The sequence below is a fragment of the Actinokineospora sp. HUAS TT18 genome (assembly GCF_051364635.1).
In the GTDB taxonomy this organism is placed as follows: Bacteria; Actinomycetota; Actinomycetes; order Mycobacteriales; family Pseudonocardiaceae; genus Actinokineospora.
Genome location: NZ_CP195645.1, coordinates 5,399,688 through 5,415,443, shown reverse-complemented (window position 1 = coordinate 5,415,443; position 15,756 = coordinate 5,399,688). Strand labels below are relative to the sequence as shown.

Below are 15,756 nucleotides of genomic sequence, written 5' to 3'. Positions count from 1 at the left end.
TCATGGCCGACGCCCGCACCTTCCTGTGCGGCGGCCGAGCCCTGGTGCTCCAAGTCGCCCACCCCGCCGTCGGCGCCGCCGTGCTCGAACACTCGACGTTCAAGACCGACCCGTGGCCCCGCCTCTGGGGAACCGTGAACTCCGCCCTGCGCCTCACCTATGGCGGCCCCCGAGCCGCCGAGGAAGCCACCCGCCTCCGCACCCTCCACCGCGACATCACGGGCGTAGACGCGGGAGGCCACCGCTACCACGCCCTCGCCCCCGCCGCGTACTTCTGGGTCCACGCCACCCTGCTGGACTCGGCGATCACCGCGTGGCACCACTTCGCCACCCCCATCCCCCAACCCGACCAGCACACCCTCTACACCGAATGGCGCGACCTCGGCCGCCTCCTGGGCATCCCCACCCGCGCGATGCCCCCAGACCTCCCCGCGTTCCGCGCCTACATGACCGAGATGACCACCCACCTCACCGACAACCCCACGGTCCACGACGTTCTCGCCGCCATCGCGGGCGCCATCCCGCCCCCGATCCCGCACTTCCCCCTGTGGCCCCACATCAGCAGGAAACTCGGCACCCACCTGGCGGCGTTGACCATCGGCACCCTGCCCACGGACCTGCGCGTCCGCCTCGGCCTGCCATGGACATCCCTCGATGCGCTGGCGTTCGCCCGATCGGCTGATCACATTCGCTCGAAGGTGTCCCGACTGCCCCGCTGGGCCCGCCAATACCCCGCCGCGACATACGCCTACGCGACCGCGACAAAGGGGAAAGTGCCTCAATGACAGAGGCCCGGTCCGTGTGGACCGGGCCTCTGACCTGCGAGCCGCCTAAGGGAATCGAACCCTTGACCTATTCATTACGAGTGAATCGCTCTGGCCGACTGAGCTAAGGCGGCGTGGCCTCGCCAAGTGTAGCGGGAGCCTACCGCGTCACCGTCAGGCACCCATGTCGTTTACTTACCAGTACGCGCATGCCCCTAGGAGGACCAGCCCGATGTCCCGACGCCTAGCTGTGATGGCGCTGCCCACGACGGCCGTGTTCCTCGCGATGAGTGCGCTGCCCGCGATGGCGCAGCCGACGACGCCGGTTCCGCCGCCCGCGAACCCGAGTGCGCCCCCGCCGTCCGCGCCGATCGGGCCGCAGCCGCTGGGGCACGCGATCGGTGACGCGTCGACCGGGCTGGCCGTGGTGCGGCTGCTGCCGAACTCGACGCCGACGAAGGCGATCATCCCCGGGGCGGAGGACAAGCTGCCCAAGCAGGCCGCCGCGGAGATGGGCTTCGGCCTGGCCACCGCGCAGGCCAACTCCGAGGCGTACCTGTCCTACGAGAAGTCGATCGCGCAGTCCGCGCCCGGCGGGTTCGCCTTCCAGGGCAGTTCGCCGCAGGCCCCCGGCTCGCTCGCGCAGACCGCCCCGCCGAACAACGCCCAGCCGCGCACCGGTGGCCTCAACCCGCCATCGTCGCCGCTGGACACGCTGGTCAAGGCGGGTCTGATCAACGGCCGCGTGCAAGCCCAGTGGAGCGACACCCTCGGCCCGTGCGTCGAGACGATCTCCGACGCGTCGACCGAGCTGGCGAGCCTGTCGGCCCTCAACGCCATCCCCACGCTGCCCGGCGTGACCGACCTCGCGGGCGTCTTCGACGCGCCGAACCTCGACGCCAACGCCGACAAGGCGATCATCGACGGCCTGAAGAACCTGACCGGCCCGCTCAGCACCCTCGGCGGCGTCCTCGCAGGCCAGGGTTCGACCAGCACTGACGGCAAGGGCTCGCTGGTGAGCCTGCCCAACACCCTGTCGGCGCGGTCCGTGGTCAAGCTCGTCGACATCCCCGGCTCGAAGAACAAGGCCGTCCAATCGACTTCGACGCTGCAGGTCGCGGCGCTGAAGCTGCTGGCGGGCACCCCGTTCGAGCTGTCGATCAACGTCGTCAGCCAGCCGACCCTCCAGGTCACCTCGACGGGCGACAAGGCGACGTCGACGGTCAAGTACACCGCGCCGGTCCTCGAGGTCGTCCAGGGCGGCAAGAGCCTCGGCAAGCTCGACGCGGCCAACCCGAAGCTCGACGTCCCCATCGGCATCCCCCTCCCGGGCGCACCCGCCATCCCCGGCGCCGACAAGCTGCCGATCATCGGCGGCCTGCTCGGCAACGGCCAGGGCCTCCAGGACGCGCTGGGCAAGGGCCTGCAGAAGCTCGACCTCGGTGTCCTGCGCCTGTCGGTGGCGAACCTGCAGCAGAAGGGCGAGGACTCGACCCAGCCGTTCAAGGGCTACCAGCTCGGCGCCACGGCCCGCATGCTCGACCTGCAGGTCCTGCCGACCGACGCCCTCGGCCTGCCGAACCTGCCCGCCGCCCTGGCCCAGATCTCGCTGGGCGAGCAGGTGGCCCGCGCCTTCGCCCCGACCGGCGGCGTCATCTGCGGCACCGCGACCCAGGCGCCGCAGCAGCCCCCGGCCCCGCAGCCGCAGGGCAAGGCCACCCCGCAGCTGGCCTACACGAACGCCGCGTACCAGTCGGTCCCGATGTTCTGGGCAGGCACCGCGATGCTCCTGGTCGGCGTCGTCCTCGTCGCCGCCCTGCCGCGCCGCCCGCGAGTCGCACAGGTAGAGGTCAAGCCGGAACCAAAGTCGGACTGATCTGACGGGGACGGACCCCCGCCCGGCTACGGCCAGGCGGGGGTCCGCGCGTTTCAGCCGAAGTAGAGCGCAGTCACCATCGCCTCGATCGCGATGCGCGGCTTCACGTTCAGCTCCAACGCCTCCCGGCAGGCCAACACCGCCTCCAACCGCCGCAGCGTCGACTCCCCCGTCCACGCCGAAGCCGCCTCCGCCGCGCCCTCCGCGTGATCCGGATGGTTCAACGCGGCGGTCGACCGCGACTGCGTCACCAACACATCCCGATAGAACCCGGCCAGGTCGACCAGCGCCAAGTCCAACGCGTCCCGCTGTGTCCGGGTTGCCCGCGACTTCTGCCGACGCTCCAGTTCCTTGATCGCCCCCGCGCTCCCCCGCGACGCCGAAGCCGTCCCCTTGCCCGTGCCCCCATGGCCCATCGCCATCTTCAGGGCGTCCTTCTCCGCCTCGTCGCGGCTGCCGCTCACCTCGGTCGCGTCGGCCTCGGCCGCTTTGACCAGGTCGTCGGCGCAGTCGAACACATCCGTGAGCCTGCGCAGCCGCAGCGGGATCCGCAGCACTTTCGCCCGCCGGTCCCGCGCCGCCGGGTCAGTCGCCAGCCGACGCGCGCGTCCCACATGCCCCCCGCACACCGAAGCCGCCCACTGAGCCGTCTCGGCGTCGATCCGATCGCGCAGCTGCAGCACCTCGGCGATCGCGGCCGCGGCAGGCGTCCGCAGCGAGATCCCCCGGCACCGGGAGCGAATGGTCACCGACACGTCGTCCGGGTGGTCCGACGGCGCGCACAGCAGGAACACCGTGCGCGGCGGCGGTTCCTCGACCGCCTTCAGCAGCGCGTTCGCCGCCCCTTCGGTCAGCCGGTCGGCGTCGGTGATGATCACGACCTGCCAGCGCCCGCCCGTCGGCCTGCGCGCGGAGGTCTGCACGAGCGCCCGCATCTCGGCCACCGAGATCGACAGCCCCTCCGGGACCACCAGCCGCACGTCCGCGTGCGTGCCGGACATCGTCGTGTGGCAGCCCTGACACTCACCGCACCCCGGCGTCTCCCCGCCTGCTGTGCACTGCAACGCCGCGGCGAACGCCCGCGCCGCGACGGACCGGCCGGAGCCAGGCGGGCCGGTGAACAGCCACGCGTGGGTCATCCCCGAAGCCGATCCGGTGCCGTCGACCAGGCGCGCGCCCGAACGGGCCGCGGCACTGAGGGTCTCGACGGCGTCCGGCTGGCCAACCAGCTGCGACCAGACGCCGCCCATCAGTGCGCCTCCGCCAGCGTGGGCGCCAGGCTGGCGAGCCTGCGGCCCGCCAGCGTCGCCTGCACGGCGATCCGCACCCGCTCGCCGACCTCGTCGGGAGTTCCGTCGCCGTCGACCACCACGTAGCGGTCCGGGTCTGCCGCGGCCATGTCGATCAACACGCTCTGCACGTGCCAATGATGCTCGGTGTTCCCGGCGCGCGGCGGCAGGGTCGCCGGATCGCGGTCGAGCAGCACGGTGATGTCGGGCCGCAGCCGCGACGTCGCCCAGTCCGCCAGGCCCTCCAACTCGGCCGGGTCGAGCCCAGCCGCGACCGACAGGTGGGCCAGCGGGCTGTCGACGAACCGTTCCATCACGACCAGGGCGCCCCGCTCCAGCGCGGGCCGGATCTCGCGTTCGACCAGGTCGGCCCGCACGGCGGCGGCGACCAGCGCGTGCGCGCGGGCGCTGGTGAGCGACGCGCCCTCCAGCACCGTGTGCAGCCGGACGTCGTCCAGGGCCGGGTCGGTGGCGAGCAGGACTTCCTTCTTGCCCGGCGTGCGCAGCCAGTCGGCGAGGCGGTGGGCCTGGGCGGAGGTGTCGAAGTGGGTGTCGCCCTCGACGGCGATCAGCAGCCCGCTCGACCGGCGCGGCTTGCCCCGGATCGCGGCGAGCAGGTCGGACAGGATGGTCTCGCTGCGGCGGTCGTCCATCTGCCGGTAGGCGATGATGCCGACGAGCGCGGCGATGAGGCCCGCGCCGAGCAGTACCGGCCGGGTGCCGTCGACCATCATCTCTTTGCCGAACAGGTCGATGCTGTGGGGCCGGACCAGTCCGACCAGCACCGGCGTCGCCGCCATCGCGCCCGCCAGGATGATCTTCATCAGGGACTGGTAGATCGCGTTGATCCGCCCGCGGATGGCGTCCTCGACCTGCGTGCCGATGATCGTCACACCGGTGAGGAACGCCGCGCCCGCGCAGGCGCCGAGCGTGGCCACCGTGATCAGCGAAACAGCCAGGTGCGGCGACAGCGCGACCAGCACCAGCGCGATACCCGCCGCCACGATCGCGATGCCGAACAACCGGTTGTGCGGCAGGCGCCGCGCCAGCTTGGGCGAACCCGCCATGCCCGTCGCGAGTCCGATGAACAACGCCACGAACAGCAGACCGAACGCTGACTGACCACCGCGCAGACTGTTGGCATAGAGCTGCGCGGAGCCGACTAACGCGCCCGCCGCGGCGAACGCGCCGACCATGCCGACCAGCAGCCCGCGCACGATCGGCGTGGTCCGGACGAAGTGGCCCGCGTCCTTCATCATCGTGAGGAACCCGGTCTTCTCGGGTTTGGGCTCCTCAGCGGCCTTCGGCGGACCTTCGGCGCGCAGCGACAGCTCCGGGATGCGGGTCGCCACGATGATCGCGCTGGTCAGGTAGAGCAGGCCGTTGATCGTCAGGATGAACCGGGCGATGCCGAGTTCGCTGGTGCCGAACGACAGGTTCAAGTTGGTGCTGACACCGGTGATGAGCGCGTAGAGGCCCGCGCCGCTGATCACCGCGATGCCGTAGGTCATCACCATGCCGAGCTGGTTGGCGGTCTCGACCTGGTCGGGCCTGCGCAGCAGGTTGGGGACCGCGGCGTCCTTCGACGGGATCCACAGCAGCGCGCAGCAGCCGATCAGGAAGTTGCCGATGAACAGCCACCACGGCGACCCGACGATGGCGATCGACAGGAACAGCCCGCACCGCGCGATGTCGGCCAGCACCATGACCTTGCGGCGGTCGAACCGGTCTGCGAACAAGCCACCGAGCGGGGCGAACAGCAGGCCGGGAAGCAGCTGCGTCAGGACAACGCCGGAGAACGCGAAACCTTGCGCGCGGTAGTCCTCGGTGAGCGACGCGACCAGTCCGGTCAGCGCGAGTAGTGACAGCCAGTCACCAACGCTACACAGGTATGTGACACCCCAGAGTCGCCTGAACGGGCGGATAGACAGCACGCTGCGGGCCCGGTGGGCCATGGACGCGTTCGCGTCGTTCGACCTCGCCCCAGCCTTGACCTGTTCGTTCGGGCCCCCGCTGATGCCCTCCACCCCATCTCCACACAAGTGCCGTCCTCAGCGTAGCCGGGATGCGACGAACAGGTTTCCACAAGGCAGACACGAACGGGCTCACTTTGGGTGAGCTAGTTGACAAGTCCACTGAGCATCGCGAGGAAACCGCTGATCACCTGGTACGCAAGAACCAGGAGAACGACCGCGGCCACGACCACGGCGACGACGCTCACCCGCATCCGGCGCAGCGGCGCGACCACCTCGCGGGCGGTGCGATGCGGCCACCCCGGCCGCGGCGGATACTCGATCATGCCGGGGAGCACGATCGGAGCGACGTGACCGTGTCGCACCCGCGAGGACCCGTGATCGATGCGCTCAGCCATTCGGGGTCCCCTTTCGGGCGGTGTACCCCATCCAGGCTAAATGCTCATCGAATCCGGCGACAGAGGGCTACGACTTCGATTTGGCGGGCGTCTTCTTCGCCGGGGCCTTGCGCGTCCGGGCGGGCGCGGCCCGCTTCGGCGCGGGTCCCTTGGCCCGCTTCTCCGCCAGCAGCTCCGCGGCACGCTCGTCGGTCAGCGTCTCCACGTTGTCGGCCTTGCGCAGCGACGCGTTGGTCTCGCCGTCGGTCACGTACGGGCCGAACCGGCCGTCCTTGACCACCATCGGCTTGCCCGACGCCGGGTCGTTGCCCATCTCCCGCAGCGGCGGCGCGCTGGCCGCGGCCTGCCTGCCCCGCTTCTTCGGCTCGGCGTAGATCTTGAGCGCGTCGTCGAGCTCGATCGTGAAGATCTGGTCCTCCGTGGCCAGCGAACGCGAGTCGGTGCCGCGCTTCAGGTACGGGCCGTAGCGGCCGTTCTGCGCGGTGATCTCCTCGCCGCTGGCCGGGTCCGTGCCGACCACGCGCGGCAGCGACAGCAGCTTCAGCGCGTCGTCGAGGGTGATCGTGTCCAGGCTCATGTCCTTGAACAGCGATCCCGTGCGCGGCTTGGGCTTGGCGGTCTTCGCGCGGGTCTTCTTGGCGCCCTCGGCGGGCTCCTCCGGCTCGGGCAGGACCTCGGTGACGTAGGGGCCGAAGCGGCCTTCCTTCGCCACGATCTCGTTGCCGGTGACCGGGTCGTTGCCCAGCGAGCGGCCCTCCATCGGGGTCGCGAACAGCTTCTCCGCGATCTCCAGGGTCAGCTCGTCCGGCGCGAGGTCCTCGGGCACGTTCGCGCGCTGCGCGACCCCGTCGACCTCGCGTTCCAGGTACGGCCCGTAGCGGCCGACGCGCACCACGACCGGGCGATCGTCGGTGTCGCGGAACACCTCGATCGAGTTCACCGACTTCGCGTCGATGTGCTCGACACCGCTGCCGACGAGCTTCTTCAGACCGCCGGACCGGCCGACGGAGCCCTCGGGGCCGATCTCGCCGCCGAAGTAGAAGCCGGTCAGCCAGGCGGTGCGCGCCTGGTCGCCCGCGGCGATGCGGTCGAGCTCGTCCTCCATCGCGGCGGTGAAGTCGAAGTCGACCAGCCGCTCGAAGTGCTGCTCCAGCAGGCCGATCACCGAGAACGCGATCCACGACGGGACGAGGGCGGAGCCCTTCTTCCACACGTAGCCGCGGTCCTGGATGGTGTTGATGATCGACGCGTACGTCGACGGTCGGCCGATGCCCAGCTCTTCGAGCGCCTTCACCAGGCTCGGCTCGGAGTAGCGCGGCGGCGGGTTGGTGGTGTGCCCGTCGGCGGACAGCTCGGTCGCGGTCAGCGCCTGGCCCTTGACCAGCTGCGGCAGCCTGCGCTCGGCGTCGTCGGCCTCGCCGCCGGTCTCGGAGTCGACGGCCTCGACGTAGGCACGCAGGAAGCCGGGGAAGGTGATGGTGCGGCCGGAGGAGGAGAACACGCACTCCTCGCCGCTGGCCGCCGCGCCGGTGATGCGGACGGTCATGGTGGTGCCGCGCACGTCTTCCATCTGGGAGGCGATCGTGCGCTGCCAGATCAGCTCGTACAGGCGGAACTCGTCGGTCTCCAGCTCGGAGGCGACCTGGCCGGGGGTGCGGAAGACCTCACCGGCGGGCCGGATGGCCTCGTGCGCCTCCTGCGCGTTCTTCACCTTGCGCGTGTACTGCCGCGGCTGGGGCGAGACGTACTGCGCGCCGTAGAGGTCGGTGGCCTGCTGGCGGGCCGCCGCGATCGCCGTCTCCGACAGAGTCGTGGAGTCGGTACGCATGTAGGTGATGTAGCCGTTCTCATACAGCCGCTGCGCGGTGCGCATCGTCCGCTCGGAGGAGAACCGCAGCTTGCGGCCCGCTTCCTGCTGCAGTGTCGAGGTCATGAACGGCGCGTACGGCTTGCGGGTGTACGGCTTCTCCTCGACGCTCGCGACCGTCAGCGCGGCCCCCGCGAGGGCCTCCGTCAGGCGGCGGGCCTCGGCTTCCTCGAGGAGCAGCACCTCGGTGCCCGGCTTGAGCTTGCCGTCCTGCCCGAAGTCGCGGCCGGTGGCGAGGCGGGTGCCGTCGACCGACAGCAGCCGCGAGCCGAACGTGGGCGGCTCGGCCGGGGCGCCCGCGTCCATGGTCGCGGAGATGTCCCAGTAGGTGGCGGCGACGAACGCCATGCGCTCGCGCTCCCGCTGCACCACGATGCGCGTCGCCACGGACTGCACGCGGCCCGCCGACAGCCGCGGCATGACCTTCTTCCACAGGACCGGGCTGACCTCGTAGCCGTAGAGCCGGTCGAGGATGCGCCGCGTCTCCTGCGCGTCGACCAGGTCGCGGTCGAGGTCGCGGGTGTTGTCGGCGGCCGCGCGGATCGCCGACTCGGTGATCTCGTGGAACACCATCCGCCGGACCGGCACCTTCGGCTTGAGCGCCTCCAGCAGGTGCCACGCGATGGCCTCGCCCTCGCGGTCACCGTCTGTCGCGAGGTAGAGCTCGTCGACGTCCTTCAGCAGACCCTTGAGTTCGGTGACGGTCGACTTCTTGTCCGGGGTGACGATGTAGATGGGCTCGAAGCCGCTGTCGACGTTGACACCCAGGTTCGACCAGGACTCGCCCTTGTACTTCTCCGGCACCTCGGCGGCCTTGCGGGGAAGGTCGCGAATGTGGCCCCGGGAGGACTCGACGACGAAGTTGCGGCCCAGGTACGAGGCGATTTTGCGCGCCTTGGCGGGCGACTCGACGATCACGAGCCTGCGCGGCTGCGCACCGTCGGCGCCGCCACCGTTCTTCTTCGTCCCTGTCGAGCCAGCCACGCTTTCCCGCTCTCTATGAAGCCGTCCTTAGCCCCGCGTCAGCCAGTCAGTGTGCACGCTGTCCGACGAATGCCCTATTTCAGGGGCACTCCCGGTGGCATGGAGATCGGCCGAACGAGTATGAACCTTTACCACCTGTAGCACGGTCAGGACACGACGCGCATCCGGGAAACGGCGGGCCAGTGGTCGCCGCAGCCCGCGTCCACCGGCGGCCCGACCAGCTCGGACAACCGCCCGAGCCGCCGCCTGCCGATGATCTTCACCCCGAGCCCGTCAGCCTGCATCGTCGCAGGTAGACCACATCGCGCCAGCGCATCCAATAGGGGTTCGTGCGTCTGCGGCGCACTCGGGTCGAGCGGAAGCAGATACCCGCTGTCCACCCACCGTCCCGCCGCCAGCACCCACATCCGCAACGTCGCGCCGTCTGGCGTGAACCCGCCAGGCACTGTCTTATGGGTGCCACAGGACCAGGCCGCGGCCAATGGCCCCAAATCGGCCCTGAACGCCGTACAGAGCGTTTTGACGTCCTCCTCGACGCGCACCTGGGCCCGCACTCCGCGATCGGCACACGCGGCCACCAGCGCCCTCGCCCGCCACGCGTCGTCGACCGGCACCATCAGCCGCGCCGTCGCCTTGGCGAACACCACGGCCTGTCCGGGCCCACACAGCAACCCCGCCAGATCGGCGACCCGCGGCTGCGTCGCCTCAGCGGAGAAGAAGGACATCTGCTGCGCCACGACGGCCAGAGTAGAACAAGAGTTCGATCACGGTAAAGCGCCGAACGATCACCCGCCCGAGCGAAGCCCCCACCCAGCCCGTGCCACCCGGCGCACCACTTGTGGATGGTTCAGCGGGATGTGGATAAGTCAGGAAGTCGGCGTCGCGCTGGTGGTCGGATCCTGCAGGGCCTTGCAGCTCTCGGCCTTCTCGAAAGCCTCGTTCAGCTCACGGTTGCCGCGAAGGCCCTTCGTCGGGTCCTCCATGTCGCTGAGCTTCTGCAGATCCTGACCCACCTGGGTGAACCCGGCCTGGAACGCGGCGGGGTCGGTCACGTCGACCTTCGCCAGGTTGTCCTTGGCGGTGGTCACCGTCGCCTTGGCCTCCTCGAGCGTGTCGACGACCCGCTTGGCGGCGGTCTCGCCGTCGGCGACCGGCGGGGCGCCCGCGGACTTGATACCGCCCACCATGCGGTCGAGGGCCTTCACGATGGTGTCCAGGTAGGTGACCATGCCGTCGCGGGCCTTCGCCGGGTCGGTCGGGTCGATGTTCGGGGGCGTGGTGAGCGCGTCGCGTTCCGGGGCGACGGTGGAGCAGACCTTGTCGGCCCAGGCGACCGCGTCACCACCGCTCGCGGCCGGGGTGGACGTGCCGCCGGAGGTGCTCGGCGAGTCGGAACCGCAACCCGCGAGGCCGAGCGAAAGGGCGAGCACGGCGAACGCGGCGAGACGACGGAGCATGGTCAACTCCTGACCTGGAAGAACGAGGGCGCCTGTGATGTTTCCACGACAGCGCGTGACCCGCAGGACAAGGAAAGGGCCGGTCCCGCGATAGCGGAACCGGCCCAGTCCGAGTGACCTCAGACGCCGTTGGAGACAGTCTCCGCGGGCGTGTCGGCGATCGCGGTGCCGCGACGCTTGGACACGACGATCGCGACGACGATCAACACCACGGCGACGGCGGCGATGCCGACCCGCAGCCCGGTCGACGCGTCCGCGCCCACCGTGAACGTGACGATCGCGGGGGCGATCAGCAGCGAGACCAGGTTCATCACCTTGATCAGCGGGTTGATCGCGGGACCGGCGGTGTCCTTGAACGGGTCACCCACGGTGTCACCGATGACCGTGGCGGCGTGGGCCTCGGAGCCCTTGCCGCCGTGGTGACCGTCCTCGACCAGCTTCTTCGCGTTGTCCCACGCGCCACCGGAGTTGGCGAGGAACACCGCCATCAGCGTGCCCGCCGCGATGGCGCCACCCAGGTAACCGGCCAGCGGGCCGACGCCGAGGCCGAAGCCGACGGCGATCGGGGCGAGCACGGCGAGCAGACCGGGTGTGGCCAGCTCACGCAGGGAGTCGCGGGTGCAGATGTCGACGACCTTGCCGTACTCCGGCTTGCCGGTGCCCTCCATGATCCCCGGGATCTCACGGAACTGGCGGCGAACCTCGAACACGATCGCGCCCGCCGCGCGGGTCACCGCGTTGATCGCGAGACCGGAGAACATGAACACGACCGACGCGCCGATCAGGATGCCGACGAGCACGTTCGGGCTGAAGACAATGAAGTCCTCACCCTTGAGCGTGCCGCCCACCTCGGCCAGTGCCTCGGTGATCGCCGTCTGGTACGACCCGAACAGCGCGGTCGCGGCGAGAACCGCCGTGGCGATCGCGATGCCCTTGGTGATGGCCTTCGTGGTGTTGCCGACCGCGTCGAGCTCGGTCAGGATCTGCGCGCCCTCACCGTGGACGTCGCCGGACATCTCGGCGATGCCCTGGGCGTTGTCCGAGACCGGGCCGAAGGTGTCCATCGCGACGATGACGCCGACCGTGGTCAGCAGACCGCAACCCGCGAGCGCGATGGCGAACAGCGAGATGACGAGCGAGCCGGACAGCAGGAACGCGCCGTAGACCGCGCCGCCGATGACGATGGCGGTGTAGACGGCCGACTCGAAACCCACCGAGATACCCGACAGCACGACGGTGGCCGCACCGGTCAGCGACGTCTTGCCGACTTCCTGGACCGGCTTGTGCTCGGTGCCGGTGTAGTAGCCGGTCAGCCAGAGGATCACGCCAGCCAGGACGATACCGATGATCACCGCGATGGACGCGATCAGCGCCGGGCTGCCCGGGGTGTTCGCGGCCTCCGCGCTCGGCAGGCCGGTCAGTTCGCCGAAGGTGGTCGGCAGGTAGATGAACGCCGCAGCCGTGCAGAGAACAGCGGAGAATACAGCGGAGATGTAGAAGGAACGGTTGATCGCGGTCAGACCGCTCTCGCCCGGACGCGCCTTGGTGATGTAGACACCCAGCATCGCGGTGATCACGCCGAGCGCGGGGACGATCAGCGGGAACAGCAGGCCCTGCACACCGAACGCGGTGGTGCCCAGGATCAGCGCGGCGACCAGGGTCACCGCGTACGACTCGAACAGGTCGGCCGCCATGCCCGCGCAGTCGCCGACGTTGTCACCCACGTTGTCGGCGATGGTCGCCGCGTTGCGGGGGTCGTCCTCGGGGATGTTCTGCTCGACCTTGCCGACCAGGTCGGCGCCGACGTCGGCGGCCTTGGTGAAGATGCCGCCACCGACACGCATGAACATCGCGATGAGCGCGGCGCCGAAACCGAAGCCCTCCAGGACCTTCGGGGCGTCGCCGGTGTAGACGAGCACCACGATGGCCGCACCGAACAGGCCGAGGCCGACGGTCGCCATGCCGACCGCGCCACCGGTGCGGAACGCGATCCGGGTGGCCTTCTCGCGGCCCTCCGGCTCGTTGGCCGCGGCGGCGACACGCAGGTTGGCCTGCGTCGCCAACCACATGCCCAGATAGCCGATGGTGAACGAGAAAGTCGCGCCCACCAAGAAGAACAGCGAGCGGCCTACTCGTTCGCCGACGCTATCCGCGGGGAGCAAGAACAGCAGCAGGAAAACCGCGCTGCCGAAGATCAGAAGCGTGTTGCGCTGCCGCTTGAGATACGCCGCGGCGCCCTCTTGGACCGCTTTGGCAATCTCCTGCATCTTCGCGGTGCCTTGGCCTGCGGCCAGGACCTCTTTGAGCAGGACATAACCAACGGCAAGAGCGGCGAGGGCGATCACGGCGACCACGACGACAACACCGCGATCGCCGCCGGTGAGCGTCAGGTCGGCCGCGAGGGACTGCCCGGACATCCGTCCTCCTGATGATCTGCCTGTTTCAGCGCCGACATCCGCCCAGGCGTGCATCGACTCCGATTTCGACGTGTGCACCACCACAATCGGTGGGATGACGGCGGAGTCTATTGGTAAGGCGGATCACAGACGCGAGCCGTCCCTTAACGTGCACTGTCCGTTATGTTACGTGGGCTTAATGTGACCAAAATCTCATGATCATCTTGTCCCACCCGCCTGGCGGACAACAAGGTCGGACGGGTGTGCGAAGCTCGACAAGTGGGTGCCGAACGCGGCGGACTGCTGCTCAAACGGGTTCTCGCCGGAGTGCCCGCCGGGGAGAACCCACTCACCCATGTGGCCGAACTGCCCGAGCGCGCGCCCACGTTCGCGCCGTGGCCGCAGTGGACGCCCGCGCGGCTGATCGAGGCGTTCGCCCGCTGCGGTGTGGACTCGCCGTGGGCCCACCAGGCCGAGGCTGCCGGCCACGCGCACGCCGGACGCAACGTGGTGATCGCGACCGGGACCGCGTCAGGCAAGTCCCTTGCCTACCAGCTGCCGGTGATCTCCGCGTTGACCGAGGATCCCCGCGCGACCGCCCTCTACCTCTCGCCAACGAAAGCCCTCGGCGCCGACCAACTCCGGTCCTTACGCGACCTGGACTTACCCGACCTGCGCGCGTGCGCCTACGACGGCGACACTCCGATGGCCGAACGCGACTGGGCGCGCGCCCACGGCCGTTGGATCTTCACCAACCCCGACATGCTCCACCGAGGCGTGCTCCCCGCCCACGGCCGCTGGTCCACCTTCTTCCGCCAACTCCGCTACGTCGTGGTCGACGAATGCCACACCTACCGCGGCGTGTTCGGCTCCCACGTGGCCCTCCTGCTGCGCCGCCTGCGCCGCGTCGCCAACAAGTACGGCGCCGACCCGGTGTTCGTCCTGGCCTCCGCGACCGTCGCCGACCCGGCCACGTCGGCCACCCGACTGTCCGGTGTGGACTGTGTGGCGGTGACCGAGGACCGCTCCCCGCGCGGCGCCCGCACGATCGCGCTGTGGGAACCACCCCTGCTAGATGACCTGTCCGGCGAGAACGGCGCGCCCGTCCGCAGGTCGGCGGGCGCGGAAACCGCGCGCATCCTCGCCGACCTGGTGATCGAGGGCGCCCGCACCCTGGCCTTCGTCCGCTCCCGCCGCGGCGCGGAACTGACCGCCCTCAGCGCGCGCCGCATCCTGTCCGAAGTGGACGACGAACTCGCCGACCGGGTCGCCGCCTACCGCTCCGGCTTCCTGCCCGAGGACCGGCGCGCCCTCGAGAAAGCCCTGGCCTGCGGCCAATTGCTGGGCGTGGCCAGCACGAACGCCCTCGAACTCGGCGTGGACATCGCGGGCCTCGACGCCGTCGTCGTCGCGGGCTACCCCGGCACGATCGCTTCGTTCTGGCAGCAGGCGGGCCGAGCCGGCCGCGCGGGCGATGGCTCACTGGTCGTCTTCGTCGCCCGCGACGACCCGCTGGACACCTACCTCGTACACAATCCAGCCGCGGTCCTCGACAAGCCGATCGAGGCCACAGTCACCGACCCCGGCAACCCGTACGTCCTCGCTCCCCAACTGGTCTGCGCCGCGGCGGAACTCCCCCTCACCCCGAACTGCCTGGAGCCCTTCGGCCCGGACGCCCGGTCGATCCTGGACGGGCTGGTCGAAGACGGGGCACTCCGCAAACGCCCGACCGGCTGGTACTGGACCTCCCGCGACCGCCCCCACGGCGACGTCGACATCCGAGGATCCGGCGGCGAACAGATCGCCGTCGTCGAAGCGGACTCCGGCCGCATGCTCGGAACCGTAGGCCCCGGCAGCGCCTGCACAACGGTGCACCCAGGCGCCGTGTACCTGCACCAGGGCGCGTCCTACGTGGTCGACGACCTCGACCTCGAGGCCGGGCTCGCGATGGTGCACGCCGAGAACCCCGACTGGTCGACCCAGCCCCGCGAACTCGTCGACATCTCCGTCCTGAACACCCTGACCCGCCAGATCCATCACGTCGCGGGCGGCGAAATCACGGTGTGCCTGGGCGAGGTCGCCGTGACGTCCCAAGTCGTGGCGTACCTGCGACGACTCCCGTCAGGCGAGGTGCTCGACCAGGTGCCCCTTGACCTACCGGAACACACCCTGACCACCCGCTCCGTTTGGTACACGCTGACCGACGACCTACTCATCGGCTCCGCCCGACTCGCCCCCGCCGACATCCCCGGCGCGCTGCACGCGGCCGAACACGCCGCCATCGGTCTGCTCCCACTGTTCGCCACTTGCGACCGTTGGGACATCGGCGGGGTGTCAACGGCCCAACACCCGGACACCGGCCGCGCGACAGTCTTCGTGCACGACGGCCACCCGGGCGGCGCGGGCTTTGCGGACCGCGGCCACGCGGCGCTGATCCCCTGGCTCACCGCGACACGCAAGGCGATCAGCGCTTGCGAATGCCCGACGGGCTGCCCGTCCTGCGTGCAATCACCCAAGTGCGGCAACGGGAACGAGCCACTGGACAAGGCGGGAGCCGTCGCCGTGCTTTCGACGGTGCTGAACGGACTTCGCCAACCGCCTGCTTGACCAGCAGCGGTACCTGGCCTTGAATGCGGCAGGCGCCGGGGGGCGCCGGTGTTGACACCGGCGCGCATCCCCGGCGCGCTGCATGCCGCCGAGCGTGCGACTGGCCTGCTACCGCTGTCCGCTGTGGACACCGGGACCGTCGGCG

The 15,756-nt window shown here is 70.0% G+C and carries 10 protein-coding genes and 1 tRNA gene; 3 read left to right on the top strand and 8 right to left on the bottom strand.

Features of this window, described 5'->3' with window-relative positions:
- The first annotated feature begins 2 nt into the window (after window positions 1-2).
- Entirely contained in the window at window positions 3-785 is a 783-nt protein-coding gene (locus ACSHT8_RS24980) for an oxygenase MpaB family protein (RefSeq protein ID WP_436493327.1), read from the top strand.
- A gap of 39 nt (window positions 786-824) precedes the next feature.
- Here the strand turns inward: ACSHT8_RS24980 and ACSHT8_RS24975 are convergent.
- A tRNA-Thr gene (locus ACSHT8_RS24975) sits at window positions 825-898 on the bottom strand.
- A 98-nt stretch (window positions 899-996) separates the two neighbouring features.
- Between ACSHT8_RS24975 and ACSHT8_RS24970 the strand changes: the two genes are divergently transcribed.
- A complete protein-coding gene (locus tag ACSHT8_RS24970) occupies window positions 997-2,640 on the top strand; it encodes a hypothetical protein (protein ID WP_436493326.1) in 1,644 nt (547 codons plus the stop codon).
- 53 nt (window positions 2,641-2,693) lie between these two features.
- Here the strand turns inward: ACSHT8_RS24970 and ACSHT8_RS24965 are convergent, their stop codons facing one another.
- The 7 genes from ACSHT8_RS24965 to ACSHT8_RS24935 form a co-directional block, all read right to left on the bottom strand.
- Window positions 2,694-3,890 carry a DNA polymerase III subunit delta' gene (locus tag ACSHT8_RS24965; protein WP_436493325.1) on the bottom strand — a complete coding sequence of 399 codons (1,197 nt, stop codon included), beginning with the start codon at window positions 3,888-3,890 and terminating at the stop codon, window positions 2,694-2,696.
- Window positions 3,890-5,884, bottom strand: a complete 1,995-nt coding sequence (locus ACSHT8_RS24960) for a bifunctional MFS transporter/dTMP kinase (RefSeq protein WP_436502172.1) — start codon at window positions 5,882-5,884, stop codon at window positions 3,890-3,892. Before ACSHT8_RS24960 ends, ACSHT8_RS24965 begins: the two co-directional genes overlap by 1 nt.
- A 164-nt stretch (window positions 5,885-6,048) precedes the next feature.
- Window positions 6,049-6,300: a hypothetical protein gene (locus ACSHT8_RS24955; RefSeq protein WP_436493324.1), complete on the bottom strand. Its 252-nt coding sequence runs from the start codon at window positions 6,298-6,300 to the stop codon at window positions 6,049-6,051.
- Between the two features lie 67 nt (window positions 6,301-6,367).
- Window positions 6,368-9,151 carry a type I DNA topoisomerase gene (topA, locus tag ACSHT8_RS24950; protein ID WP_436493323.1) on the bottom strand — a complete coding sequence of 928 codons (2,784 nt, stop codon included), beginning with the start codon at window positions 9,149-9,151 and terminating at the stop codon, window positions 6,368-6,370.
- A gap of 146 nt (window positions 9,152-9,297) precedes the next feature.
- A complete protein-coding gene (locus ACSHT8_RS24945) occupies window positions 9,298-9,888 on the bottom strand; it encodes a hypothetical protein (RefSeq protein WP_436493322.1) in 591 nt (196 codons plus the stop codon).
- A gap of 129 nt (window positions 9,889-10,017) precedes the next feature.
- Window positions 10,018-10,608, bottom strand: coding sequence for a hypothetical protein (locus ACSHT8_RS24940; protein ID WP_436493321.1), 591 nt, complete (start codon window positions 10,606-10,608; stop codon window positions 10,018-10,020).
- Window positions 10,609-10,727: 119 nt separating this feature from the next.
- Complete coding sequence (locus tag ACSHT8_RS24935) at window positions 10,728-13,025, bottom strand: sodium-translocating pyrophosphatase (RefSeq protein ID WP_436493320.1); 2,298 nt, start codon at window positions 13,023-13,025, stop codon at window positions 10,728-10,730.
- Window positions 13,026-13,283: 258 nt separating this feature from the next.
- Here ACSHT8_RS24935 and ACSHT8_RS24930 point away from each other — a divergent pair, with 258 nt between their 5' ends.
- Complete coding sequence (locus ACSHT8_RS24930) at window positions 13,284-15,611, top strand: DEAD/DEAH box helicase (RefSeq protein WP_436493319.1); 2,328 nt, start codon at window positions 13,284-13,286, stop codon at window positions 15,609-15,611.
- Window positions 15,612-15,756: the final 145 nt, after the last annotated feature.